The organism is Pseudomonas sp. S9 (assembly GCF_000222125.1).
Lineage (GTDB): Bacteria > Pseudomonadota > Gammaproteobacteria > Pseudomonadales > Pseudomonadaceae > Aquipseudomonas > Aquipseudomonas segetis.
In genome coordinates, this window is sequence record NZ_AFFX01000002.1 from 260,401 (window position 1) to 285,590 (window position 25,190).

The 25,190-nt window shown below is 58.2% G+C and carries 22 protein-coding genes and 1 pseudogene; 15 read left to right on the plus strand and 8 right to left on the minus strand.

Annotated features, from left to right (window positions below):
- Nucleotides 1-3 precede the first annotated feature (3 nt).
- Nucleotides 4-1,122, minus strand: coding sequence for an ABC transporter ATP-binding protein (locus PSES9_RS0104990; RefSeq protein ID WP_029529377.1), 1,119 nt, complete (start codon nucleotides 1,120-1,122; stop codon nucleotides 4-6).
- 201 nt (nucleotides 1,123-1,323) lie between these two features.
- Between PSES9_RS0104990 and PSES9_RS0104995 the strand changes: the two genes are divergently transcribed.
- Entirely contained in the window at nucleotides 1,324-2,247 is a 924-nt protein-coding gene (locus tag PSES9_RS0104995) for a LysR substrate-binding domain-containing protein (protein ID WP_010484716.1), read from the plus strand.
- 24 nt (nucleotides 2,248-2,271) lie between these two features.
- Here the strand turns inward: PSES9_RS0104995 and PSES9_RS23010 are convergent.
- Nucleotides 2,272-2,982: pseudogene (locus PSES9_RS23010) on the minus strand (endonuclease).
- A 221-nt stretch (nucleotides 2,983-3,203) separates the two neighbouring features.
- Here PSES9_RS23010 and PSES9_RS0105010 point away from each other — a divergent pair.
- Nucleotides 3,204-3,743, plus strand: a complete 540-nt coding sequence (locus PSES9_RS0105010; protein ID WP_010484719.1) for a YaeQ family protein — start codon at nucleotides 3,204-3,206, stop codon at nucleotides 3,741-3,743.
- Nucleotides 3,744-3,816: 73 nt separating this feature from the next.
- Here the strand turns inward: PSES9_RS0105010 and PSES9_RS0105020 are convergent, their stop codons facing one another.
- The 5 genes from PSES9_RS0105020 to PSES9_RS0105040 all read right to left on the minus strand — a co-directional run bounded on the left by PSES9_RS0105020 (nucleotide 3,817) and on the right by PSES9_RS0105040 (nucleotide 8,319).
- The gene (locus PSES9_RS0105020) at nucleotides 3,817-5,043 is read right to left on the minus strand and encodes an NRAMP family divalent metal transporter (RefSeq protein ID WP_010484721.1); all 1,227 of its coding nucleotides are present in this window, start codon (nucleotides 5,041-5,043) and stop codon (nucleotides 3,817-3,819) included.
- Nucleotides 5,044-5,139: 96 nt separating this feature from the next.
- Nucleotides 5,140-5,931 carry a putative hydro-lyase gene (locus PSES9_RS0105025; RefSeq protein WP_010484722.1) on the minus strand — a complete coding sequence of 264 codons (792 nt, stop codon included), beginning with the start codon at nucleotides 5,929-5,931 and terminating at the stop codon, nucleotides 5,140-5,142.
- A 20-nt stretch (nucleotides 5,932-5,951) separates the two neighbouring features.
- Nucleotides 5,952-6,872: a biotin-dependent carboxyltransferase family protein gene (locus PSES9_RS0105030; RefSeq protein WP_010484724.1), complete on the minus strand. Its 921-nt coding sequence runs from the start codon at nucleotides 6,870-6,872 to the stop codon at nucleotides 5,952-5,954.
- The gene (gene pxpB, locus PSES9_RS0105035) at nucleotides 6,869-7,573 is read right to left on the minus strand and encodes a 5-oxoprolinase subunit PxpB (protein WP_010484726.1); all 705 of its coding nucleotides are present in this window, start codon (nucleotides 7,571-7,573) and stop codon (nucleotides 6,869-6,871) included. Before pxpB ends, PSES9_RS0105030 begins: the two co-directional genes overlap by 4 nt.
- Nucleotides 7,570-8,319, minus strand: a complete 750-nt coding sequence (locus PSES9_RS0105040) for a 5-oxoprolinase subunit PxpA (RefSeq protein ID WP_010484728.1) — start codon at nucleotides 8,317-8,319, stop codon at nucleotides 7,570-7,572. The genes pxpB and PSES9_RS0105040 overlap by 4 nt, the downstream gene beginning before the upstream one ends.
- Before the next feature lie 204 nt (nucleotides 8,320-8,523).
- Here PSES9_RS0105040 and PSES9_RS0105045 point away from each other — a divergent pair, with 204 nt between their 5' ends.
- The 3 genes from PSES9_RS0105045 to PSES9_RS0105055 all read left to right on the plus strand — a co-directional run bounded on the left by PSES9_RS0105045 (nucleotide 8,524) and on the right by PSES9_RS0105055 (nucleotide 11,808).
- Nucleotides 8,524-9,051, plus strand: a complete 528-nt coding sequence (locus PSES9_RS0105045) for a winged helix DNA-binding protein (RefSeq protein WP_010484730.1) — start codon at nucleotides 8,524-8,526, stop codon at nucleotides 9,049-9,051.
- Nucleotides 9,052-9,090: 39 nt separating this feature from the next.
- Complete coding sequence (gene recJ / locus PSES9_RS0105050) at nucleotides 9,091-10,806, plus strand: single-stranded-DNA-specific exonuclease RecJ (RefSeq protein WP_010484732.1); 1,716 nt, start codon at nucleotides 9,091-9,093, stop codon at nucleotides 10,804-10,806.
- Between the two features lie 240 nt (nucleotides 10,807-11,046).
- A complete protein-coding gene (locus PSES9_RS0105055) occupies nucleotides 11,047-11,808 on the plus strand; it encodes a tellurite resistance TerB family protein (protein WP_010484733.1) in 762 nt (253 codons plus the stop codon).
- Between the two features lie 85 nt (nucleotides 11,809-11,893).
- On the opposite strand, the gene PSES9_RS0105060 is transcribed toward PSES9_RS0105055, so the two are convergent.
- On the minus strand, nucleotides 11,894-12,490 hold the full coding sequence (locus PSES9_RS0105060; protein WP_010484735.1) for a carboxymuconolactone decarboxylase family protein: 597 nt from the start codon (nucleotides 12,488-12,490) through the stop codon (nucleotides 11,894-11,896).
- 197 nt (nucleotides 12,491-12,687) lie between these two features.
- On the opposite strand from PSES9_RS0105060, the gene PSES9_RS0105065 reads away from it, so the two are divergent.
- The 10 genes from PSES9_RS0105065 (at nucleotide 12,688) to prfB (ending at nucleotide 25,079) form a co-directional block, all read left to right on the plus strand.
- A complete protein-coding gene (locus tag PSES9_RS0105065) occupies nucleotides 12,688-13,455 on the plus strand; it encodes a tellurite resistance TerB family protein (protein WP_029529378.1) in 768 nt (255 codons plus the stop codon).
- Nucleotides 13,456-13,597: 142 nt separating this feature from the next.
- Nucleotides 13,598-15,265, plus strand: a complete 1,668-nt coding sequence (locus PSES9_RS0105070; protein ID WP_010484741.1) for a GMC family oxidoreductase — start codon at nucleotides 13,598-13,600, stop codon at nucleotides 15,263-15,265.
- A 134-nt stretch (nucleotides 15,266-15,399) separates the two neighbouring features.
- Nucleotides 15,400-17,040, plus strand: coding sequence for a methyl-accepting chemotaxis protein (locus PSES9_RS0105075; RefSeq protein ID WP_010484743.1), 1,641 nt, complete (start codon nucleotides 15,400-15,402; stop codon nucleotides 17,038-17,040).
- Nucleotides 17,041-17,046: 6 nt separating this feature from the next.
- A complete protein-coding gene (locus PSES9_RS0105080; RefSeq protein WP_010484745.1) occupies nucleotides 17,047-17,565 on the plus strand; it encodes a chemotaxis protein CheW in 519 nt (172 codons plus the stop codon).
- On the plus strand, nucleotides 17,558-18,850 hold the full coding sequence (locus tag PSES9_RS0105085) for a CheR family methyltransferase (RefSeq protein ID WP_010484746.1): 1,293 nt from the start codon (nucleotides 17,558-17,560) through the stop codon (nucleotides 18,848-18,850). The genes PSES9_RS0105080 and PSES9_RS0105085 overlap by 8 nt, the downstream gene beginning before the upstream one ends.
- Entirely contained in the window at nucleotides 18,840-19,526 is a 687-nt protein-coding gene (locus PSES9_RS0105090; RefSeq protein WP_010484748.1) for a chemotaxis protein CheW, read from the plus strand. Before PSES9_RS0105085 ends, PSES9_RS0105090 begins: the two co-directional genes overlap by 11 nt.
- A complete protein-coding gene (locus PSES9_RS0105095; protein ID WP_010484751.1) occupies nucleotides 19,523-21,814 on the plus strand; it encodes a hybrid sensor histidine kinase/response regulator in 2,292 nt (763 codons plus the stop codon). Before PSES9_RS0105090 ends, PSES9_RS0105095 begins: the two co-directional genes overlap by 4 nt.
- Entirely contained in the window at nucleotides 21,811-22,815 is a 1,005-nt protein-coding gene (locus PSES9_RS0105100) for a chemotaxis response regulator protein-glutamate methylesterase (RefSeq protein ID WP_010484753.1), read from the plus strand. The genes PSES9_RS0105095 and PSES9_RS0105100 overlap by 4 nt, the downstream gene beginning before the upstream one ends.
- Nucleotides 22,816-22,879: 64 nt before the next feature.
- Entirely contained in the window at nucleotides 22,880-23,893 is a 1,014-nt protein-coding gene (locus PSES9_RS0105105) for a diguanylate cyclase (protein ID WP_010484755.1), read from the plus strand.
- A 90-nt stretch (nucleotides 23,894-23,983) separates the two neighbouring features.
- A protein-coding gene (prfB, locus tag PSES9_RS24800) for a peptide chain release factor 2 (RefSeq protein ID WP_138943017.1) occupies nucleotides 23,984-25,079 on the plus strand; the annotation gives its coding sequence in 2 pieces (ribosomal slippage) (nucleotides 23,984-24,055 and nucleotides 24,057-25,079; 1,095 coding nt in all).
- The last annotated feature ends 111 nt before the right edge of the window (nucleotides 25,080-25,190 follow it).

Genomic DNA, 25,190 nt, shown 5'->3' on the forward strand with positions numbered 1-25,190 from the left:
GGCTCAGTCCAACAGTACGCTGGCGCTTTCGCGGTCAAACTGCAGGCCAAGGCGTTGCCCCGGAACGAAACTCTGGTTTTGCCCGGCTCTGTTCGGTGTACGCACACGCAAGTGGCTGCCATCGGCCAGGCTCACCTGGTATTGCAGGTCGGTGCCCAGGTAGATCTGTTCTACCAGTGTGCAAGGTGTTGTTTCGGGGCTGTCGGGCGCGACTAACTGCACACGCTCCGGGCGAATTGACAGGGTTACCTGCGCACCTTGGTGCAGGCCCTCGCGGCCTGCGGCGCGCATCAGTTGGCCTCCGGCAATACGCAGCAGGGCATGGTCGTCGGCGAGCGTCTCGACTTGGGCCGGGAGGAAGTTGGTCTCGCCAATAAAGTCGGCGACAAAGCGGTTGTTGGGTTGCTCGTAAATATCCGATGGTCGCCCGACCTGTTGCACCTGGCCTTCAGCGAGCACGGCAATGCGGTCGGACATGGTCAAGGCTTCTTCTTGATCATGGGTTACGAAAATAAAGGTGATCCCGGTCTTGGCCTGGATGCTCTTGAGTTCTTCGCGCATGGCTTGGCGCAGTTTCAGGTCAAGCGCCGAGAGCGGTTCATCCAGTAGCAACACCTTGGGATGCGGGGCAAGTGCGCGCGCCAGTGCCACGCGTTGTTGCTGGCCACCGGAGAGTTGGGAAGGGCGGCGATCGGCAAAGCGCTCCATCTGCACCAGGGCGAGCATTTCGCTAACTCGCTGTGTGATGGCTGTTTTGCCCAGGCGCTTGCCCATGGGGTGCGATTCAAGGCCAAAGGCCAGGTTCTCGGCGATGCTCATGTGCGGGAACAGGGCGTAGTGCTGGAACACAGTGTTGACTGGGCGCTCGTATGGCGGCCGGTCAGCGATGTTCTCGCCGTAGAGGAGAATTTCCCCGGCGCTTGGGAATTCAAAGCCGGCAATCATTCGCAGCAAGGTGGTCTTGCCGCAGCCGGATGGGCCGAGCAGGGTGAAAAACTCATTGTCGCGGATGTCCAGGTCGACGTGTTTCAGCGCCACGGGGCCTGTCTGTGGATCGCCGTAGACTTTGCGTACCGAACGAATGGATACGGCTGCCGTCTGCAAGCTGTGCAGGGCATTCATGGTCATACCTCCGATTCCCCCCCCGCCGATGCCTGGCATGCCGGGGGTTTTAATTGTTGTGGCAGGGATTAAGAACATATCTGTGCAGCGGTTTTTATAATGAGACTGCTGAAGCTGAGTGTGTCTAGATTGCGGTTGTGCGAAAAGCTCAATTTGTTTACCGTTGCTGTTAATAAATTTAACAGTTAGGCTGGGGTCGTTATGAGCACAACACGCCTGCCGCCGCTTAATGCGGTGCGTGCCTTCGAGGCGGCGGGACGCTTGGGCAGCTATGTGGCTGCATCCAAGTCGCTGCACGTGACGCAACCGGCAATAGGTCGTCATGTGCGCCTGTTGGAAGACTGGCTTTGGGTGCAATTGCTCCAGCGCACATCGCGCGGGGTCAGGTTGACTGCGGCCGGGCAGCGCTACTACGACAAGATTTCAGTGGCGCTGCAGCAGATCGCCGAGGCCAGCCTGGAACTGACCCCCGGTGGCGCGGCGCGCTGGCTAAAAATCCTTGTGGTCCCGGCATTTGCCAAGCGCTGGCTGATGCCTCACCTGGATGCACTACGTCAGGAACGGCCAGGCTTGAAAGTAGCGATTGAACCCAACCCGACTTTCACCGAGGTGGATGCCAACGTGGCCAGCCTGGGGATTGTGTACGGCATGCCCGGTGATTTCGCCCAGAGTCAGGGCATGTTGCTCCATCCCCAGGTGTTTCCCGTGTGTTCGCCGGCCTATTTGGAGACGCACGGCCCGCTGCATAGTATTGAAGAACTGGCGCAGCACGAGCTGATCCACGTCGATGAAGGCAGTTGGTGGAACGCTTGGCTGGCTGCGAACAACCAGGCGTTTCGAGTCAGTTCGGAGGTGCGCTATGTGAGCAACGACCACGCCTTGTCGATGGCGGAGGCCGGTGCTGGTATTGCGCTGGCCAATGATGTGCTGGTGCGCAAAGAGCTGGAGTCCGGTCTGTTGGTCAGACCGCTGCCAAACCAGGTGCGCCTGGATAGCTACCAGTTGCTGATCCCGCCAGGGCCGCGAAGTACTGACATGCAATGGTTTGAAGTCTGGCTGCAAACCACACTGGCCAGGGAGTTTCCCGAGTCGACGCCGGATGCGGTCGCGGCTCAACTCGCCTGATCTGGGTTTCAAGCCCTGAATGAGTCAGATTCTGCGCAGGCTGCTTGTACATGCCTTGGGATCGTAGCTGCCGACATAGGGGTTGCTCCAACCCATGATGCAGCCCAGTTGCTGGTTGCGTTGGCGCTCCCAGTTTTTAACCGGATAAGTACGATTCCAGACGTCATACAGTTGGCGGTTCTTTTTCGATAAGCGCAGCTTGTAGCGGTCGCTCATGTACAGGTAGGTGCGGGCGATCATGCCGCGTACCGATTTGCGTGGCATTGCGACCCTGGCTTTGAAATCCACTACCATCGGGCAGGCGCCATATTGGCTGGGGGGCTGTGGCAGCCAGCCGTAGCGGAAGTTGCTGCGGTCGCCGTTTATCTCGCCGATACCGGGCACCAGGTTGAACAGGTCGGCTTCGGCGCGCTGGTAGATCTTGTCGTTTTTCGAGCAATTCTTGCGCCCGCCATGCTGCCAGCACTGGCGCTGATGACCAATTTCCCAGGCCGGGACTATATGCTCCCACTCGATACGTGAGGCACGACTACTGTTTTTACGTGGCTTTTAGCCGCAACTCCTGAGGTCGACATGCTTGCCGCTGAATTTGCAGCCGCAGTAGAACTCGGTCGATTGCTTGGCATAGAGCTTCCAGCCGATCTTCTTGGCCTCGTTGAAGGTACGAGGCGGGCTTGCCCAGACACTGGCGCACAGGAGCAGGCAAGCCAGGCCGGCAATCAAACGAACAAACATGCAGCTTCGTCCAAAAGGGACGCATCATAGCAACTGGCGAGCATTTGCCAAGGCTGGATAAGCAGTTGTATCTACTCATAAATTTATTTTTCACGGGGATGATTCAAGCCAGCCAAACGCGGTTGATGGTCTCCATCGATCAGACCCTGGACGTGATCCTGACGTACGCAGCCCGCATCGGGTAGACTTGCCGCCTATTTGATCAGCCAAGAAGCTCGCCCATGGCCCTGCCTTCCACTACGTACAAAATTGAGTTGAACCTTACCGATATCGATCGTGGGGTTTACCAAAACCTGCGTTTCACGGTCGCTCGACACCCCTCCGAGACGGAAGAGCGTCTGGCTGTGCGCCTGATTGCCTATGCGCTGTTCTATGACGAGCAACTGGCATTTGGTCGCGGCCTGTCGGATGTCGATGAGCCTGCGCTGTGGGAAAAGAGCCTGGATGACCGCGTGCTGCACTGGATCGAAGTGGGGCAGCCAGACAGTGATCGCATTACCTGGTGCTCGCGGCGTACCGAGAAATTCAGCCTGGTTGCCTATGGCAGCCTGCGCGTCTGGCAGACCAAGGTGCTGGCGCCAGTGCTGGGCTTGAAGAACATCAATGTAGTCGCGCTGGGCCAGGAAGAGTTGGCCAGCCTGGCCCTGGATATGCCACGCGCGCTGAACTGGAGCGTGATGATCAGTGACGGAGAGTTGTTCGTCACTGACGAGCGTGGCCAGCATGAGATACCCATGGAGTGGCTCAAGGGCAGCCGCTAGGCATTGCCGTTACCGAGGGTGAACAGCGCGTGTTCACCCTCGGTGGTTTCACCAGTCAGTGGCTCGCTTGCAATCAAGACATCCAGAACTTGATAAACGAATTGAACGACAGCGCCACGCCCACGCAGGTGGCAATCACTGCCAGAATGCCAAAGCCGAGCATCCAGTTCGGGTGACGGTAATCCTTGCCGACAATATTCGATTTCTTCGCTGCAATCAGGATGCAGCCCAGTGCCAGCGGTAGCACCAGGGCGTTGAGCGTACCAGCAACTACCAGCACCTTGACCGGTTTGCCGACCAGGCTGTAGATCAGTGTCGAGCAGAGGATAAAGGCGATTACCACGCGTTGATTGTGACGCTTGATGCTCTCATGCAGCGAGTACATGAAGCTGACGCTGGTGTATGCCGCGCCGATTACAGAGGTGATCGAAGCCGCAAGCAGCACCACACCAAACATTTTGTAGCCTATGGTGCCCATCGAGTGCGAGAACACCGAGGCGGCTGGGTTACCCGGGTCAAGCATCAACCCCTGGCTGACCACGCCAAGTGCGGCAAGAAACAGGCACACACGCACGGCACCCGTGGTGGCGATACCAATGACCGCGGCGCGAGTGACTGCGCCGACGTTTTCGATGCCGGTGATGCCAGCATCAACCAGGCGATGGCCGCCGGAGAAGGAAATGTAGCCGCCGACTGTGCCGCCTACCAGGGTTACGATTGGCAGCAGCAGGAGCATCGGGTCATCCGGGTTGATGCTTTGCGACAAGGCCTCAAGCAGTGGTGGGTTCGATTGCAGCATGGCGTAGCCGATCATGCACAGCATTACCAGGCCAAGCAGTTGCATGACCTTGTCCATGACCCGCGCTGCATTGCGCATCATGAAAATACCGATGATGGCGACCGCCGCGATGATCGAGCCCAGCACCGGTGGCACGTCGAACAACACGTTCATGGCCAAGCCCGCGCCACCGATATTGCCGATGTTGAAGGCGATACCTCCGAGCACGATAAACCCGGAAATCAGGTGGCCAGCTCCAGGCAGTACCTTGTTGGCCACGTCCTGGCCGCGCAGGTTGGAGACGCTGAGGATGCGCCAGATATTCAGTTGCGCGCCTATATCAATCAGCAATGATATGAGAATGGCAAAGGCGAAGCTGGCCATGTATTTGGCGGTGAAAAACGAAGTCTGGGTGAGAAACGCCGGCCCAATCGATGAGGTCGCCATGATGAATATAGCGCCACGCATTACGCTGCGCTGTTGCCCAGGGGCGGTGTCGAGGGTGCTTGCCGTTGGTTGCATGATTACCTTCTTTTTTTTGGAGTTTGGCAGGTCGTTTTTAGAAAAGCGGAGTGCTCTGATTGTTATTGGGTGAAGCCTTGAGGTTGTTCTGGGGCCTTAGATCACGCCCAACTGCTCATTGCGCACATCACAAATAAGCATGTGGCCCGGTGCATGGGTAATCGCCAGTGGCGGTTTGCTGTGCATGGCCACTGCCTGTGGAGTTACGCCGCACGCCCAGAACACCGGGACTTCGCCTTCATTGAGTCGTGATGCGTTGCCAAAGTCCGGTTGCGCCAGGTCGTCAATGCCCAGCGCTGCGGGGTCGCCAATGTGTACTGGAGCGCCATGGACGCCGGGGAAGCGTGAGGTCACCTGTACGGCGCGCACCACTTTTTCGGCAGGCATCGGCCGCATGCTGACCACCATCGGGCCGCTGAACTGGCCGGCAGGGCGGCACTGACGATTGCTGATGTACATGGGCACGTTGTGGTTGTCTTCGATATGCCTGACCGGCACATCATTGGCCAACAGGGCGCTTTCAAAGCTGAAGCTGCAACCGATCAGGAAAGCCACCATATCGTCTTGCCAGTGGGCCGAGATATCGCAGACTTCCTCCTCGAGCACGCCGTGCCGGTAAATCCGGTACCTGGGCAAATCAGTGCGGATGTCCGCGCCGGGTGCGGCATAGCGCGATACGGCTGAGCCAACATCGGTGACATCCAGCAGCGGGCAGGCTTGCGGATTGCGCTGGCAGAACAACAGAAAGTCGTAGGCCTGGGCTTGATTAACAATCAACAAATTCGCCTGGGCAAAGCCAGTAGCCAATCCGGCGGTGGGGCCGGTAAATTCTCCCTGGCGAATTTTCTGGCGCAATTGCCCAGGGCTCAAACTGTTCAGTGGCTGCATGGCCGAGTCTCCGAAAGCCCTTAAGCCCACTGGGCCAGTAGCTGTTTATGTAGGCGTTGGGCTGCTTCCAGCGCCATGGGTTTAAGCTGCAACTCAGTGCCGGGCAGGCACTGCGCCAATTGAGCGACGGCACTTGGTGTCAGTGCGCCAAGACGCGGGTAGCCACCAATGGTTTGCCGGTCGTTGAGCAGCACAATGGGTTGGCCATCGCTCGGCACCTGAATGGCGCCGAGCGGCACACCTTCAGACACCATCTGCTGGCGCTCGCAACGCAGCGTCGGGCCGAGCAGCCGAATGCCCATGCGGTCGGCACGCTGATCAACCTTCCAACTGCTGTTGAATGCATCGAACAGGCTTTGGCCGCTGAAATCTGCAATCTGTGCACCTAAAACCACTGGCAGGACAATTTTTGTCGGGCGTTGCGGCAACAGTTGCGGATCCAGTTCCCGCGGTGTGGGAAGGCGGCTGGTGTCGCGCCATTGCAGGCGATCATTGGTTTGCAGTGCCTGGCCATCACCATGCAAGCCGCCGAGCTGGTCGCGTTTCACACTGGAGCAACTGCCCAATACCTGTGGCGCGACAAAGCCTCCGGGTGCCGCGATATAGGCGCGCACGCCTGCGACTGGTGTTTGCAAGCGCAGGCGCTGGCCGCGACGAATCTTGAAGCTGCGCCCCGGGCTGATGGCTTGATCATCCAGTTGGGCGCCCAGGTCCGCGCCACACAGCGCCAGGCAGGTGTCGGCTTCGGCGAGTAGTTCGAGGTTGCCAAGGGTGACTTCGATCACCGCCGCATCAAGCGGGTTGCCGAGCAGCCAGTTGGCCCAGTTCTGTGCGATCCAGTCAGCGCCGCCACCCTGGGTTACACCCAGGTGACGTACACCGACGCGACCCATGTCCTGCAGGTTCGCGAGGGCGCCACTGCGTTCAATCAACAGGCTCATGATTTGGCCTCAAAAGGGGTGTCATCGCCGCCCAGCTTGATAAATTCGGCATGATCAATAGGGATAAAGCGGACGCGGTCACCGGGTTGCAGCAAGCTGTAGCCATCCAGTTCGCGGTCAAACAGGCGCGCTGGGCTGCGTCCGATCAGGTTCCAGCCCCCCGGCGATTGCAGCGGGTAAATCGCGGTCTGCCGATCAGCAATGCCCAGGCTGCCTGCCGGAACCTGCTGGCGCGGCGTGCTCAGGCGTGGGCTGGCAAGCACTTGATCAACCAGGCCCATAAAGGCATAGCCGGGGGCGAAGCCCAAGGCGAACACCTGGTAGGTGTGCTCGCTATGCAACTTTATGACCCCGGCATCACCCAGCCCGGTGCGTTCGCCGATGGCTTGCAGTTCAGGACCGACGCTGCGCTGGTACCACACGGGAATTTGTTGTTCACGCCCGGCTTTGCTGGCTTGGGGTTGCAAGTCAGCCAAGGCCTGTTGAATCAATAGGCGCGCCTGGCGATCGTCAATTTGCTTGAGGTCATATTGCAGCAACACCGTGGTGTAGGAGGGGACCAACTCCAGCAAGGCGCCGGCGAATGTCTCGCGCAGGCGCTCGGTGGCGGCCAGCAGCCAAGGCATGTTGTCTTCGTCGATCTGGTCAAACAGGCGCAGCATCAGGCTGTCGATGGCAACCACTTCAATGCGCAGCTTCATGCTGGAAGGGCCTTCAATGCAGCACGAATCTGTTGCACCGCAGCAATCGAGCCGGCGTTATCGCCATGCACGCAAAGGGTATCGGCACGCAGTTGCAAGCTGCTGCCATCCTCGGCGGTCAGGGCGGTGCCAGTGGCAAGGTCGGTGGCTTGCTTGACGATGGTTTCAGCCTGGTGGTGCACCGCGCCTGGTTTGGCGCGGGAGACCAGCATGCCGGCGGCATCATAGGCGCGGGCGGGAAATAACTCGAACCACAGCTTGATCCCTATTTCATCGGCCAGGCGCTGGCTGGCGCTGTTGTCGCGGGTCGACATCAGCATCAGTGGCAATTCGGGGTTGTAGCGGGCAACCGCCTGCATGACTGCACGCAGCGAGTCGGGGTTGCGCATCATGTCGTTGTACATAGCCCCATGTGGCTTGACGTAGCTGACCTGGGTGCCTTCGGCGCGGCAAATGCCTTCGAGCGCGCCAATCTGATAGAGCAGCATGTCTTCGATTTCCTGCGGGCTGCAGGCCATGGAGCGACGACCAAAACCGACCAGGTCGGGATAGGCCGGATGTGCGCCAATGCGTACTTGATGAGCCACCGCAAGGGCCACTGTACGGCGCATGATGCTGGGGTCCGAGGCGTGGAAGCCGCAGGCGATATTGGCGCAGTCGATGAACGGCATTACTTCGGCGTCGAGGCCCATGCGCCACGCACCAAAGCTCTCACCGATATCGCAATTGAGGAGTAAACGACTCATTGAAATCCCCTGTTTATTATTGGCGTTCAAAATGCGAACTAGAATTTCTTTGACAAAACGATGATATTTTATCGATAAAACGTCAATGTATTTTTTACCGAGAATCTTCCGGCCAGTCGTCTGCCAGACAAATGGCTTTGTTGTATGCTTGCCAGCTGCTGACCCTAAACCCCATAAAAACCTTCGCCTAGCAACGGACTCCAGATGACCGACGGCAACTCCTCACGACCCGCGCGCAGCTCGATTGTGGCCTCCAGCCACCTGGCGGAGCAGTCACAAGAACTCTCGCAAATGGAGTTCGGCATGATCATCGCGGGTAACGCCTTCATGCGCTGGATGGAGCGCTGCATGAAGGCCGCGGGCGGCGTTGAAATGAATGCCCTCGATGTGATGGTGTTACACAATCTGGTCAGTCGTGGCCGGGCGAAACGCCAGGCCGATCTCTGTCTGCTGCTCAATATCGAAGACACCCATACCGTCACCTATGCCCTGAAAAAGCTGGGCAAGCTGGGGTTGGTGTCGGGAAGCAAGCAAGGCAAGGAAATGTTCTATCAGGCCACTGAAAAGGGGCTTGAGCTTTGCGCCGAATACATCGAGATTCGCCAAGAGTGCCTGATCTCCGCCTTTGAAAACCTCAATATCAATCCCGAGGACATTCATCGTCTCGCGGGTATGTTGCGCGCGATGTCCGGGCTTTATGACCAGGCCGCACGCGCTGCGACCTCTTTGTAAGCCTGTGCAGGCCTGTGCAGCCCTCCTGGATACTGATTAATGCGTATTGAACCTCGTCCACTGCCAGACATACTGCCCGACCTGGGCAGCCTGCCACCTTTGCTGACGCGCCTGTATGCCGCGCGCGGCGTGCAATCGATCGCTGAGTTGGATAAAGGACTGGCGCGATTGATCCCCTACCAGCAACTCAAGGGGATCGATGCGGCGGTTGATTTGTTGGTGGCAGGCCTTGAGCAGCGCCAGCGCATGCTGATTGTTGGTGACTTCGACGCCGATGGCGCCACGGCCAGCACTGTGGGCGTGTTGGGCTTGCGGATGCTGGGCGCAGCCCATGTCGATTACCTGGTACCCAATCGCTTTGAATATGGCTATGGCCTGACCCCGGAAATCGTTGCCGTGGCACTTGAGCGTGAGCCGCAATTGCTGATCACCGTTGATAACGGCATTTCCAGTGTCGAGGGTGTGGCGGCAGCCAAGTCTGCGGGTTTGAGTGTGCTTGTTACCGATCACCACCTGCCTGGGCCGGAGTTGCCGGCGGCTGATGCAATCGTCAACCCCAACCAGCCTGGCTGCGAGTTTCCGAGCAAGGCGCTGGCCGGTGTCGGCGTGATGTTCTATGTGCTGCTGGCGCTGCGTGCGCGCTTGCGGACTATCGGCTGGTTCACCCAGCGCGCGATAGCAGAGCCGAATCTGGCTGAGTTGTTGGATTTGGTTGCACTGGGCAGTGTTGCAGACGTGGTCCCGCTGGATGCCAATAACCGCATCCTGGTGCATCAGGGCCTGGCGCGGATTCGTGCCGGTCGCGCGCGCCCCGGTCTACGGGCGGTGCTGGAGGTTGCGGGGCGTCCCCATGGACGTATCACTTCTACCGACCTGGGCTTTATCCTCGGGCCGCGCTTGAATGCGGCTGGGCGGTTGGACGATATGAGCCTGGGTATCGAGTGCCTGCTGTGTGAAGACGAAGCGCTGGCCCGTGACATGGCCGTTGAGCTTGATCAACTTAACCAGGATCGCAAAAGCATCGAGCAAGGCATGCAGCGCGAAGCCCTGGCGCAACTCAAGGAGTTACCGGTTGAACAGATGCCCTTTGGTTTGTGCCTATACGAACCAGATTGGCACCAGGGGGTCATCGGAATTCTCGCCTCGCGCCTGAAAGAGCGCTATCACCGGCCAACCATTGCCTTTGCCGATGCCGGTGATGGTCTGCTCAAGGGGTCTGCGCGGTCGGTCCCAGGTTTTCATATTCGCGATGCGCTCGATGCCGTTGCAGCCAGGCATCCGGGGTTGATCAGCAAGTTTGGAGGTCATGCCATGGCGGCGGGCTTGTCCTTGCCTGCAGTTAATTTTCCGGCCTTCGCCGAGGCATTTGATGGCGAGGTGCGCCGCCAGTTGAACGAAGATGACCTTACCGGACGCCTGTTTTCAGATGGCACGCTGTCGCTTGCCGAGTACAACCTTGAGCTGGCACGGGCACTGCGTAATGCCGGGCCTTGGGGGCAGCATTTCCCCGAGCCGCTTTTTCATGGTGCATTCCAGCTTGTGCAGCAGCGTTTGGTGGGTGAAAAACACCTGAAAATGGTGCTTAAAACCGAGTGTGGCGGACAAACCCTGGACGCCATCGCCTTCAATATCGACCGTGACCAGTGGCCGAACCCGACCGTGCGCTGGGTCGAACTGGCCTATAAGCTCGACGTGAATGAGTACCGCGGCAACGAAACGGTACAGCTCATGGTTGCCCATCTGGCGGCTCGCTAAAAAACAGCACTCATAACGGGCAGGGTTTGCGTGGGCTTGCCCGTCGAGCGCGGATACTGGCTGCCGCAGGCATCGTCATCGGCCTGTTCGCAACAGGCTCAGTTGCATGGGTGCAGGCTCAGACCTCGCAATATTTCGATGCACTCTGTTGGCAGGCTCTGCGCAACTGATGCGTTTAAATCCGGTCAATTTAGTTAGACCTGAAATTTCAACGCCTTCAGATAATGCGCGGAGAATGCAATGAACACACGTGGACTGCTCGACCAGTTACTCAAATCCGGCCAAGACCTGATGCAGCAAAAATCATCAGGCCAGCAGGGCGCTGCCAATAACCCTGGCTCAAGCTCCGGTGGCGGTGGCTTGGGCGATGTGTTGGGCAGTGTCTTGGGCAAGTCTGGCTCATCTGGCGGTTTGGGTAGCTTGCTCTCTGGCGCCGGTGGCGGTGCGCTGGCTGCTGGGGCAATGGGGTTGTTGCTGGGCAATAAGAAGGCCCGCAAGTTTGGTGGCAAGGCGCTCACATATGGTGGCTTGGCTGCCTTGGGGGTTATTGCCTACAAGGCATACGGCAACTGGCAGTCCCAGCAGGCGGGTAATGTTCGACATGAACCGCAAACCATCGATCGTCTGCCCGCTCCGGAAGCGGAGATTCACAGCCAGGGCATTCTCAAGGCGTTAGTGGCGGCAGCCAAGGCCGATGGTCATGTCGATGCCCGCGAACGTCAATTGATTGAAGGCGAACTCAGCAAGCTGGCGGATGATCAGTCATTGCAGAGTTGGCTAGAGGCCGAGCTGAACAAGCCTCTGGACCCGGCTGATGTCGCCCGTGCTGCCACCACGGCTGAAATGGCGGCGGAAATGTATATCGCCAGTGTGTTGATGGTCGATGAAGAGCATTTTATGGAGCGCGCATACCTTGAGGAATTAGCGCGTCAACTCAAGCTTGATCCTGCGTTGAAGCAGGAACTGGAAGCACAGGTCAGGGCGGAGCTCACTCCAGCCTAAGTCGCTTCAGACACCTTTGACCTTTTAGCTAAAAGGCTGGCGCACCTGGGTGTTCCAGCCTTTTTTATGACGCCAGGCTCGCAGTTCAGGGCTTCGGGCTTGGGGCTTTCTCGGGCTCACTGGGGCCATCGGTGAGGTAGGAGGTTTTACCCTGGGCCAGGAACAGGCGCGACCACAGGCTCATCAGGAGCGCGCAGTTGGTGAGTTCTTCTTTCTCTACCGCGCTGTAGCCGACCTTGTCGAGTTGGGCGTATGCCTCGGGCATGGCGGCGTTATCCACCTTGGCCAGGGCCTCGGCATATGCAAGCGCTGCGCGCTCTTTGGCGCTGAACAGCTCGCTGCTGCGCCACGTGGAAATTGCATAGACCTTGGCAGGCGAGATCCCAGACTCCAGCGCATCGCGAGTATGAAACACATTGCAGTAATTGCAGTTGTCTATCTGGCCAACGCGCAAGCGCACCATTTCCGCGATCTGCGGCTCTAGTTTCAGTTTTTTATTGAATGAACCGTAGGCCTTGGCCCACTGCGTGGGCAGGTCCAGGTAGTTGGACTCGTTGCTGGACAGGCGAGTGGTCTTGAAAGTGATATCGCCAAAATTCTGATTGATGATATCCGCAGCACCAGCGTTGGCTGTGACAATTGTCAAAAGGCAGGCGGCCAGTGTGATTGTCTTGCTTTTCATTCTGCACAGTTCCTTTGTTTTAATTATCCGCATAGCGCCAATGCGCTAATTTCCATGATGCGCCGGCAATGGTACGTACGACTGCCCACAAGTTCCAGACGAAGCTGTGCTTGCAGGTTTAATCGCTGGTGTGGGGCCAGGCACTGGTCTATGGTTTATTTCCCAGAATCGGGTGTATCAACGCAAAGGAGGCATCAATGAACACTAGCGGTTTACTTGAACAGTTATTACGCGCTGGGTTGTCTGGGCAAGGAGGCTCAAACCGAAGCGCAGGCGGCATGGCCGGTGGTCTTGGCGGTGCATTGGGTGGTGCGCTTGGCGGCCTGTTGGGCGGGGCGGGCGGTACCAATGCCGGAGCAGGTGGTCTCGGGGATTTACTCGGTGGTCTATTGGGTTCTGGAGGGCAGAGCCCGCAAGCTGGCCAGTCCCGAGGCAGTACCACGAATAGTACTGGCGGTATTGGCATGAGCGGCTTGGCCACCCTCGGTATGCTGGCCTATCAGGCTTATAGCGTCTGGCAAAAAAGCCAGGCACAAAATACTCAGGCTCCGGCGACCCGTTCGGCTGCAATGGCGATGCCTCAGACTGTCGACATGCTTGCCGGTCCGGAGGTTGAAGAACATAGCCATGGGATATTGCGTGCGCTGATTGCCGCGTCCAAGGCCGACGGACGAGTGGATGAGCAAGAGAAAAAGCTTATCTACGGGGAAATAGCCAAGCTGACCTCCGACCCCGAGTTGCAGGACTGGTTGGATCGCGAAGTGCGCAGCCCACTGGATGCCGCCGTCGTTGCCCAGGCCGCCAATAGTCCTGAAATGGCGGCTGAAATGTACCTTGCCAGTGCCATGTTGATTGGCCAGCAAGAGGGCGGTGAGCGTGAGTACCTCAACCAACTGGCCGCCCAGCTACAGCTGGAGCCAGGCTTGCAGGCACAGCTTGAGGCACACGCCCGGCCACAGGGCTGATCAATCGCGGGAAATGGCTTCGCCAACTGTGCTGTGCAGTTGGCGAAGCCATGAAGTACTCCGACCAATAGATTATTTCTGTTGACAGCCTTGAGCGGCTAGGCTGGCCGCGAGCATATAAAAACTACAAAGCGAGGCGTCAATGCAGAAACTTCTGGAGAGCTACGACTATCTGATCGTCGGTGCTGGCCCTGCCGGGTGCCTGCTGGCTAACCGCTTGTCTGCGGATCCGAGTGTCCAGGTGCTGCTGCTTGAGGCAGGAGGCCGCGATAACTATCCATGGATTCATATCCCGGTGGGTTATCTTTATTGCATTGGCAACCCGCGTACGGACTGGTGCTATGACACTGTTGCCGAGCCCGGGCTCAATGGGCGTTCCCTGAAATACCCGCGAGGGCGCGTGCTGGGCGGCAGTTCTTCAATCAATGGCATGATTTACATGCGCGGCCAGCGCCAGGACTACGATGGCTGGGCGGCGGCGGGTAACCAGGGCTGGGCCTGGAATGATGTCTTGCCCATCTTCAAGCGCAGTGAAAACCACTATGGCGGCGAGAGCGCCTTGCACGGGGGGCAGGGGGAATGGCGAGTCGAGCAGCAGCGCTTGAAATGGGATGTACTGGAGTCGTTCAGGCAGGCTGCCGCACAAACCGGGATCGCCAGTGTCGAGGACTTCAATGGTGGCGATAACGAAGGCTGTAGCTACTTCCAGGTTAACCAGCGCCGTGGTGTGCGCTGGAATGCCTCGAAAGCATTCTTGCGAGGCATTGAGCAGCGCAGCAACCTGCACATAGTGACCGGCGCCGATGTCCAGCGGGTGATCTTGGCGGAGGGGCGTGCCCAGGGTTTGAACGTGCATTTGCAAGGCCGTGAGCACAGTATCAAGGCGCGTCGGGAAGTGATCCTCTGTGCCGGGGCCATTGGTTCGCCGGCGTTGTTGCAGCGCTCCGGTATAGGTCCGCGTCCGTTATTGGCGCGCCTGGGTATCGCCGTCCAGCACGAGCTGGCCGGTGTTGGCCAGAATCTGCAGGACCATTTGCAACTACGCCTTGTCTATAAAGTCAGCGGGGTTAGAACCCTTAATCAGATAGCCTCGAAACTGACGGGCAAGATGGCCATGGGGCTTGAGTATTTGCTCAAGCGTAGCGGACCGCTCGCGATGGCTCCAAGTCAGTTGGGAGCATTCGCCCGTTCCAGTGACGAGCAAACCAGCGCCAACTTGCAGTATCACGTTCAACCCCTGTCACTCGAGCGTTTCGGTGAACCGCTGCACGACTTCCCGGCGTTTACCGCCTCTGTGTGTAATTTGCGTCCTTTTAGTCGCGGCAAGGTCGAGATCAATTCGCTCGACAGCACGGCGATGCCATTGATCCAGCCTAATTACCTGAGCGATGAGCGCGACTTGCAAGTAGCTGCAGAGGCTATTCGCTTGACGCGCAGGATTGTTGCCGCCCCTGCGTTGGCAGCCTTCAGGCCGGAGGAATACAAGCCCGGCCCGAGTTATCAGACTGAGGAGGACCTGTACCGCGCCGCCGCTGAAATAGGCACCACCATTTTTCATCCGGTCGGCACTTGCAAGATGGGCCAAGGCACCGATGCGGTGGTTGATGACCGCCTGTGTGTGCACGGAATTGCCGGGTTGAGGGTCGCCGATGCCTCGATCATGCCCAGCATCGTTTCGGGCAATACCTGCTCGCCAGTGCTGATGATTGCCGAGAAAGCGGCGCAAATGATCATGCAGGTCAATTCAACAGCTATGGTTAAGGAGGTCTGTGCTGGATCAGTCACGCAGCCAGAAGGCCAGGTTAGTTAAGCGGGTGGTCGAACCTACAGATATCCAACTTGCAGTCGATACAGGGAGTCTCTAGAGTCGCCGCTATAACCCTAAGGCCCAAGCCCTATGCTGCGGGACTGAATCGAGTCAAGTATTTAAAACCGGGGAAAACTGTGAAGAACTGGACTGTTCGGCGGCGTATTGTTGCAAGTTTTGCGGTTGTCATTGCCATTTTGCTGTTGCTTGCGGTGTATACCTATACCCGCCTGGCCAGTGTCGACGAAGAGGCAAGGTCGGTACAGGAAGATGCGGTGCCTGGCCTTTACCAGATTTCCAAGATTCGCGGTATTTGGGTCGACCATATACTCATGACGCAGCAGGCCCTGCTGGCGGCCTCCCTGCGCGAGGGCGCAACCGAGCTCAATGGCCAGCCCATTGATATGAAGGGTTTCGAGGACAGCGAGAAACAACTCGACAAGGAAATTGCCCTGTACAAAAGGACGGTATTCGATAAAACGGATGAGCAGCTCCTGTCTGAGTTTGAACATGACCGTGCTGATTACCTCAAGCTGCATGCGCAGTTCAGGGCGTTGCTTGGCCAGGGCGAGTTTGCTCAAGCTTCGGCATTGGGGCTCGGTCCGCTAGAAAGTAAATGGCTGCAAGGGCGTGAACAGCTCAACCAGCTTGTGGATTTGAATCGCACTCATGCCATAACAGCGGTAAATGGGATTTCTGCTGCGGTGGTTGCGCTGGAAGTCAGCACCGTTATCGCGGTCTTGCTGGCTATTTTGATTGCCGGTGTTTGTGGATTGTTGCTGTTGCGAGCCATTACTACGCCGATCAAGGCGATCGTAAGGACGTTGCGGGTGATGGGCGAGGGCGACTTGTCGGTACGCATGGACCTGCAACGCAATGATGAATTCAACGCAATCGAGGTCGGCTTCAACGACATGAGCGAGGCGCTGAAGTCGTTGGTGACCCAGGCGCAACGTTCGGCGGTGCAGATGACCACTGCTGTCACCGAAATCGCGGCAACTTCCAAGCAACAACAAGCCACAGTGACCGAAACCGCAGCGACCACCACCGAGATTGGCGCCACGTCGCGCGAGATTACCGCGACTGCCCGCGACCTGGTGCGCACCATGGATGAGGTGTCCGGTACCGCCGAGCAAACCTCGGTGCTGGCAGGGTCTGGCCAACTTGGCCTGACCCGCATGGAGGACACCATGCACCAGGTTATGGGCGCCGCTGACCTGGTCAACGCCAAGCTGGCGATCCTTAACGAGAAGGCTGGCAACATCAATCATGTGGTCACCACCATTGTTAAGTTTGCCGATCAAACCAATCTGTTGTCCCTGAATGCCGCGATCGAGGCCGAAAAAGCCGGTGAATATGGTCGCGGTTTTGCGGTTGTGGCAACTGAAGTCCGTCGTCTGGCCGATCAAACCGCGGTGGCGACTTATGACATCGAGCAAATGGTTCGTGAAATCCAGTCTGCTGTCTCTGCCGGTGTCATGGGCATGGACAAGTTTTCCGAAGAGGTGCGTCGCGGTATTGCTGAAGTGGGGCAAATGGGTGAGCAGTTGACGCAAATCATCCATCAGGTCCAGGCGCTGGCGCCCCGGGTACAGATGGTCAATGAAGGGATGCAGGCGCAGGCCACTGGGGCCGAGCAGATCAACCAGGCACTGGTGCAACTGGGTGAGGCCAGTGGCCAGACAGTCGAGTCGCTGCGCCAGACCGGATCAGCGATTGATGAACTCAACCAGGTGGCTGGTAGCCTGCGATCCGGCGTTAGCCGCTTCAAGGTCTAGATCGGGATGAGCGCGCCAGCCACCTACCAGCAAGCTCGCCGCCAGCGTGGCGAGTTGTACTTGCTGTTTTCCCTCGGTAAGGACCGCTATGCACTGGACGTTCACGCCATCAGCGCGGTCTTGCCAATGCAGCGGTTCAAGGCGATCCCCGACGCACCGAAGTGGGTTTCCGGCTTGTTTGTGTTTCGTGGGGAGCCGCTGCCAGTGATTGATCTCTGCCAGCTGGTGTTTGCCACCCCCGCGCAGTCGCGCGCCAGTACCCGTTTGGTAGTGGTCAGGTATTTGTCCTCGCAGGCACAGCCGGTGCAACTTGGTCTGATCCTTGAGCAGGCAACTGATACGCAGCGTTTGCGTGAGGATGGGTTCAGCTCCAATCCGGTGCAAAACCCGACAGCGCCCTACTTGGGCATGGTCCAGCAGACCGCCGGGGGAATGGTTCAGCGCATCAGCGTTGAGCAGTTGTTGACCGATGAAGTCCGGGCGCTGCTGGTGCGTGATGCAGTTGATGATCCAACTCATGAATGAACGGTTCGAGCAGTTACTCAAGCGTAAAATCGGCCTGGATGTCGAGTCCGTAGGGCAGACCGTGATCGAGCGCGCCATACGCCAGCGCATCAAGGCAACGGCCAGCACCGATGAAGAAGCGTACTGGCAGCAGTTGCAGGTCTCTGCAGATGAGCAGCATGCCTTGGTCGAGGCTGTGGTTGTGCCTGAAACCTGGTTTTTCCGTTACCCCGAGTCATTCAATCTCCTGGCCAGGTTGGCGCAGGTTCGTCTAAGCGAATTGAAGGCCTCAAGGCCACTTCGGATTATCAGTATTCCATGCTCGACCGGTGAAGAACCCTATTCAATCGTCATGGCATTACTGGATGGTGGTCTGGCGCCGGAGTCGTTTCGGGTCGAAGCGCTGGATGTGAGTGAGCGGGTACTGGAAGTCGCCGGCAAGGCTGTATATGGGCGCAACTCCTTTCGTGGTGACAACCTGGGCTTTCGCGAGCGTTATTTCAGCCTTGAGACTGATCGCTACCGGCTTGCTGAAAGCGTGCGTGAAAAGGTGAGCTTGCAATGTGCCAATGTGCTCGACGCCAGCCTGCACAACACGCGCCAGCCTTATGACTTTGTGTTTTGCCGCAATCTGCTGATCTATTTTGACCGGCCCACCCAGCTCAAGGCCTTGCAGGCGCTCAAGCGCTTGCTGGCGCCTGGTGGTGCGATGTTCACCGGGCCGGCCGAGACAGGCCTGTTCAGTCAGAACGGTATGCAGGCATTGGGCGTGCCCTTGAGTTTTGTGTTCAAGCTTGCCGATGCCAGTGCGACCGCCTCGACGCAGGGGCTGAATGACAGGTCCCGGCCGCAACCCTTGGCCGCCCGACTTAAGCTGCCCGCAAAACCGGTGATGGCGCCTCCCCGGCAGACCAAGCCTGTTGCGCCCAGGCCGGCATTGTCTTCGCTGAGTACCGTCACTGGAAAAAACACCCAGGCCAAGCCTGATGCAACAACTGATCAGTTGGCTGCAATCGAGGCTTTGGCCAATAGCGGGCGCACTGCCGAGGCGTTAAAAGCCTGTGATGCCTTATTGGCGACGCAGGGGCCGAGCGCAGGGCTGTTCTACTGGTTTGGGTTGCTTCATGACACTGCTGGCAGCAGCGATGAGGCACAAAACTATTACCGCAAGGCGCTGTACCTGGAGCCTGAACACATTGAGGCGTTATCGCATCTGGCCATGTTGCTGGAAGCCCGTGGTGACCAGGCCGGTGCCCGGCGCTTGCGCCTGCGAGCGAGTCGTGGAGTGAATAACAGTGGTCGATAGTTCGCCAACCCTCATCACTGATGACTCCTTGCCAATACTCGATGACTGTTGGAAACGCATTGGCGTTTATGGCGATAAAAGCTGCCCGCGCCTGGTCGAGCATGTGCACTGCCGTAATTGCGAGGTGTATGCGCAGGCGGCAATCAGCTTGCTTGACCGCTATGGGTCGCAGTTGCTCGAACGCGATGATGCTACTGCGGACGTTGAACAAGACCTTGGCGAATGTCGCTCAACCCTGATCTTTCGGCTGGGTGAGCAATGGCTTGGGCTTTCGGCCTCGGGTTTGGTCTCGGTGGTGAGCCAGACCACCATTCATTCGCTGCCCCATCAGCGCTCGCGAAGCCTGTTGGGGGTGACCAATGTCAACGGGGCCTTGGTTGCCTGCATTTCCCTGCAGGACCTGCTCGGTCTTGAGCCCGTGCAGATCGCCAATACTGAGCGTCGTGTCGTGCCACGCATGCTGATTCTGGGCAGCAGCAACGGTGTCTTTGTTGCTCCTGTTGACGAGGTCGAAGGCATTCACAGGATTGCCCTGAGTGCCATCAGGGAGCCTGCACGAGGTGTCGGGCAAGCCGCTGGCCAGTACGCCAAGGGCGTGGTCCGCTGGCGGGAACGCAGTATTACCTTGCTGGATGAGCAACTGCTGGCGCAGGCAATGACCAGGAGCCTGGCATGACCCCTGATCAAATGCGTGACGCCTCGCTGCTTGAACTGTTTCGCATGGAGGCCGAGGCACAGACCCAGGTGCTTGATGCCGGCTTGCTGGTGCCGGAACGTGATCCCACGCACGCCCGACAACTCGAAGCCTGTATGCGTGCGGCGCACTCGTTAAAAGGTGCGGCGCGAATTGTTGGTCTTGATGAGGGCGTGAGCATTGCCCACGTCATGGAAGACTTGCTGGTTGCCGCGCAGGAAGGCTTGCTGCGCTTGCAGTCGGATCATATCGATGCACTGTTGCAGGGTTCCGATGTGTTATTGCGCATTGGCCAGGTCGGGCTGAATAGCGAGCAACAGAACCAGCTCAGCGAGCAGGTTGCCAGTCTGGTCGTCCGCCTGCAGGCGCTGTTTGTTGCGGCTGTTCCTGCGTTTGCGCAATCATCGCCGCCGCCCGTACCGCCGCCAGCTCCGGCTGAAGAGCCGATGGTGCAGGACAGCCCCGAGCCAGCAGTGGTGGAGCCTTCCCAGGACTCGACCCTTGAACCGGCAACTGATGCCCGTGGGCGAGTGCTGCGTGTCTCGGCCGAGCGTCTGGATCATCTTCTGGACATGTCGGGGAAATCCCTGGTTGAGTTTCAGCGTATCAAGCCGCTGAGTGACTCCCTGGCACGTCTGAAACGCTTGCATTCCACGACCCGTCGGGCGCTCGATTCTTTGCGTGAAGTCACCCTCGAGTCGTCTTTGGATGCACAGGCCCAGGCTTTGCTGAGTGAAAGCCGGGGGCTGCTTGGTGAATGCCAGCAGATGCTGACGCAGCATATCGAAGCCTTTGACGAGTTCGCCTGGCAGGGCGAGCAGCGTACCCAGGCGCTGTACGACGCGGCGCTGACCTCGCGCATGCGGCCATTTGCCGATGTGTTGGCGGGTCAGGCGCGGATGGTGCGTGACCTTGGCCGATCCCTTGGCAAACAGGTGCGCCTGGAAGTCGAGGGGGAAGGTACCCAGGTTGACCGCGATGTGCTGGAGCGACTTGAATCGCCGCTTACACACCTGTTGCGCAATGCAGTTGATCATGGAATCCAAAGTCCTGAACAACGGGTCAGTCACGGCAAGGCCGCTGAAGGGGTGATCAAGCTACGTGCCCGGCATCACGCGGGCATGCTGGTTCTGGAGCTAGGTGACGATGGTGGCGGGGTCGACCTGCAGCGACTCAGGGAAAGCATTCGCGCGCGCAAGCTGTCGACTGCGGAAACCATCGCCAAGTTGAGCGAGGAAGAACTGCTGGCGTTCCTGTTCTTGCCCGGTTTCAGCATGCGCGAGCAAGTGACCGAAGTCTCGGGTCGCGGCGTGGGGCTTGATGCGGTCATGCACGAGATTCGCCAACTGCGTGGCAGCGTACGCATGCAGCAGCAAACAGGGCAGGGCAGCCTGTTTATCCTCGAGGTTCCCCTGACGCTATCGGTTGTACGTAGCCTGGTGGTTGAAATTGGCGCCGAGGCCTATGCGATTCCGTTGGCGCATATCGAACACATGGTACGCCTTGAGCAACAGCAAATTGTCCAGCTTGAGGGACGCCAGCATTTTTGGCACGAGAACCGCCATGTCGGCTTGATCGCGGCGAGCCAGCTGCTGCAAAAGACCGAGGCGCGTGTCGAGCAAGACGGTATCCCGGTGGTGCTTATCAACGACCGGGACATGCTTTATGGGCTGACGGTCGAACGCTTTATCGGCGAGCGAACCCTGGTGGTAATGCCGCTTGATGCAAGGCTTGGCAAGGTACGAGATGTGTCGGCAGGGGCTTTGCTGGATGACGGCACGCCGGTGCTGATCCTCGATGTAGAAGACCTTTGCAGCTCGATTGGCAAGTTGCTCGGCAGCGGTAACCTGCAGCGGGTCGACAGTCGTGACAGGCAAGGGGGTGGCCGGGTGCGTAAACGCGTGCTGGTGGTTGATGACTCGCTCACAGTCCGTGAACTTGAACGTAAGTTGCTGCTCAGTCGTGGCTATGATGTAGCTGTTGCGGTAGATGGCATGGATGGCTGGAATGCGCTGCGGGCGGAGTCATTCGACTTGCTGATCACCGATATCGATATGCCACGCATGGACGGTATCGAGCTGGTTAGCCTGGTACGCCGCGACAGTCGCCTGCAGTCGCTGCCAGTGATGGTGGTTTCCTACAAGGATCGCGAAGAAGATCGCCAGCGTGGTCTTGATGCCGGGGCCGACTACTATTTAGCGAAAGCCAGTTTCCATGACGAAGCATTGCTGGATGCTGTTCAGGTTTTGATTGGGGATGCGCAGGAATGAGGATCGGGATAGTCAATGACATGCCGCTGGCGATTGAGGTGTTGCGGCTAGTCATTAGTCGAGAGCATGCGCATCAGGTTATCTGGACTGCAACTGATGGTCTGGAAGCGCTGCAAAAGTGCGAAGAGCAAAGGCCTGACGTGGTGTTGATGGATATGCTGATGCCGCGCATGAATGGCGTAGAGGCTACCCGGCGCATCATGGCTGAGTGTCCCTGCGCTATTTTGATCGTTACCTCGGACATCGAACGCAACATGAACAAGGTCTTCGAGGCCATGGGGCATGGTGCGCTGGATGTCGTCAACACCCCTTCTCTGATTGACCCGCAAGCTGTCGATGCAACAGCACTGCTGCGCAAGCTGCACAATATTGGTTGGATGATTGGGCAGCACGGCGTCAAGTCGGCGGCCGTACACACGCAAGCCGAGACAACTCGCAAGCGTGAACGAATAGTCGCCATTGGCGCATCGGCGGGAGGGCCGGCATCCCTGGTGACGTTGCTCAGGCAATTACCGGCGGACTTCAGTGCCGGGGTCGTGCTGGTGCAGCATGTTGATGAAGTATTCGCCAAAAGTATGGCGCAATGGCTGGCCACAGAGTCAAAACTGCCTGTGCGTCTGGCGCAGCCCGATGATCAGCCTCGCCGTGGCGAGATTTTGCTGGCGGGTACCAACAACCACCTGTGCATGCAAGCCAATGGTCGCCTGTGCTATCGCAAGGAGCCTGCCGAGCAGATCTACCGGCCCTCCATAGATGTGTTCTTTGACAGCCTGGTGCGCCATTGGCAAGGCGAGGCGGTTGGGGTCTTGTTGACGGGGATGGGGCGTGACGGCGCCCAGGGTTTGAAAAACATGCGTGAGCGGGGCTTCTTGACGATCGCCCAGGACCAGGCCACTTGCGCGGTGTACGGCATGCCCAAGGCTGCTGCCTCTATCAATGCGGCGGTAGAGATTCTGCCTCTGGATCAAATTGCATCAAAATTGATTGAACACTACGGGTAACGGTTTGGCTGCTGGCTGAGTTGAGTAGATAAAGGCACAATGCCCTGTGTTGTCTGGAGATGGTATGCACGATTCCAAGCTAATAGATGCCAAAGACTATCCTGCAGCGACCAACGCTGTGATGGTGTTGCTGGTCGACGACAAAGCCATGATTGGCGAGGCAGTGCGTCGTGCACTGAGCGGCGTGGAGGGCATTGATTTTCACTTTTGCTCCGATCCCTACTCGGCCGTGGATACTGCCCGGCAAATCAGGCCAACGGTGATTCTGCAAGACCTGGTCATGCCGGGGGTTGATGGTTTGAGCTTGTTGGGTGCATATCGAGCAGAGCCAAGCCTGCAGGACATTCCCATTATCGTGCTTTCGACCAAGGAAGATCCCCAGGTCAAAAGCGCCGCCTTTGCCAGCGGCGCCAACGACTACCTGGTGAAACTGCCCGACACCATTGAATTGATCGCGCGTATTCGCTATCACTCGCGTTCCTATATTGCCTTGCAGCAGCGGGACGAGGCGTTTCGAGCCTTGCGTGAGAGTCAGCAACAGCTGCTTGAAGCCAATCTGGTGCTGCAGCGCATGATGAAATCCGATGGCCTGACCGGTTTGGCCAATCGCCGGCATTTCGACGAGTACCTTGAGATCGAGTGGAGCCGGGCGCTTCGCGAGCAAAGTCAATTGTCCTTGATCATGATCGATGTCGACTATTTCAAGGTCTATAACGATCAGTTTGGCCATGTGGCTGGCGATGACGTGCTGCGCCGGGTGGGTGCTGCGCTAGCCGACGCATGTTCGCGCTCCTCCGATCTGGTCGCCCGTTACGGCGGCGAAGAGTTTGCGATGATTCTGCCAAGCACGGCGTCCGGTGGCGCGCGCTTGCAGGCCGAAAAGGTCCGCCGTGCTGTCGAGGCCCTGAATATTCCGCACTGCCAGCCTCAGGAAGGGGCGTCAGTGACCGTGAGCCTTGGCGTCGCAACCATCATGCCTATCGCCGGGGGCGATTCATTGACCCTGGTCGAAAAGGCCGACAACGCGCTATATCGGGCCAAAGGTAACGGTCGTAACCAGGTTGGCGTCGAGCAATAGCGCTGGACAAACACCGGGCTGTCGATGGCGCGCTACAGCAGGTATAATCGTCGGCTTTTCGAACGTTTTACCTGCGAGTGCCCGCCAGCTATGGAAATCAACCCGATCGTTAACAGCATCAAGGACCTCTCCGAGCGCACCCTGACAATTCGGGGGTATCTTTGACTACGATCAAAAGCATGATCGTCTAGTCGAAGTAAACCGTGAGCTTGAAGACCCAAATGTCTGGAATGACCCTGAGTACGCCCAGAACTTGGGGCGCGAACGCGCATCCCTTGCATTAATAGTCGAGACCCTGGACGACCTTCAGACAGGCTTGGCCGACTGTGCCGACTTGCTCGAAATGGCCGCTGAAGAAGACGATCAGGGCGCAGTTGATGATGTAGCGACCGAAGTTGAACGCCTGCGTGAAATTCTTGAGAAGCTTGAGTTCCGCCGCATGTTCAGCGGTGAAATGGACCCTAATAACGCTTATCTGGATATCCAGGCGGGCTCTGGCGGCACCGAGGCTCAGGACTGGGCCAATATGCTGCTGCGCATGTACCTGCGCTGGGCAGACAAACGCGGTTTTGATGCGACCATCATGGAGCTGTCGGCTGGCGAAGTCGCCGGTATCAAAGGCGCGACCGTGCATATCAAGGGCGAGTACGCCTTTGGTTGGCTGCGCACTGAAATCGGTGTCCACCGCCTGGTGCGCAAGAGTCCGTTCGACTCGGGCAATCGTCGCCATACCTCGTTTACAGCAGTGTTTGTCTCGCCTGAAATCGATGACAACATCGAGATCGAGATCAATCCGGCTGACCTGCGTATTGATACCTATCGCTCCTCCGGCGCCGGTGGTCAGCACGTGAACACCACTGATTCTGCGGTACGTATCACCCACGTGCCGACCAACACGGTGGTGAGCTGCCAGAACGAGCGTTCTCAGCACGCCAACAAAGACACCGCCATGAAAATGTTGCGGGCCAAGCTGTACGAGCAAGAGATTCAAAAGCGTAATGCGGCCTCGCAAGAGCTCGAGGACTCCAAGTCGGACATCGGATGGGGTCATCAGATTCGCTCTTATGTGCTCGATCAGTCGCGAATCAAGGATTTGCGCACCAATATCGAGAACAGCAACTGCGACGCGGTACTCGATGGCGACCTCGACGGTTTTATCGAGGCCAGTCTCAAGCAAGGACTGTAAAAACAGCCTCGCTCGCGCGGCTGTGCAACACAACGCAATGTAGGTTGAATCCAGCTAAGCTGGGGCAACGAGCGGCGCTGCATTTGCGTAGGATACCGGTCAAGCAGGCCG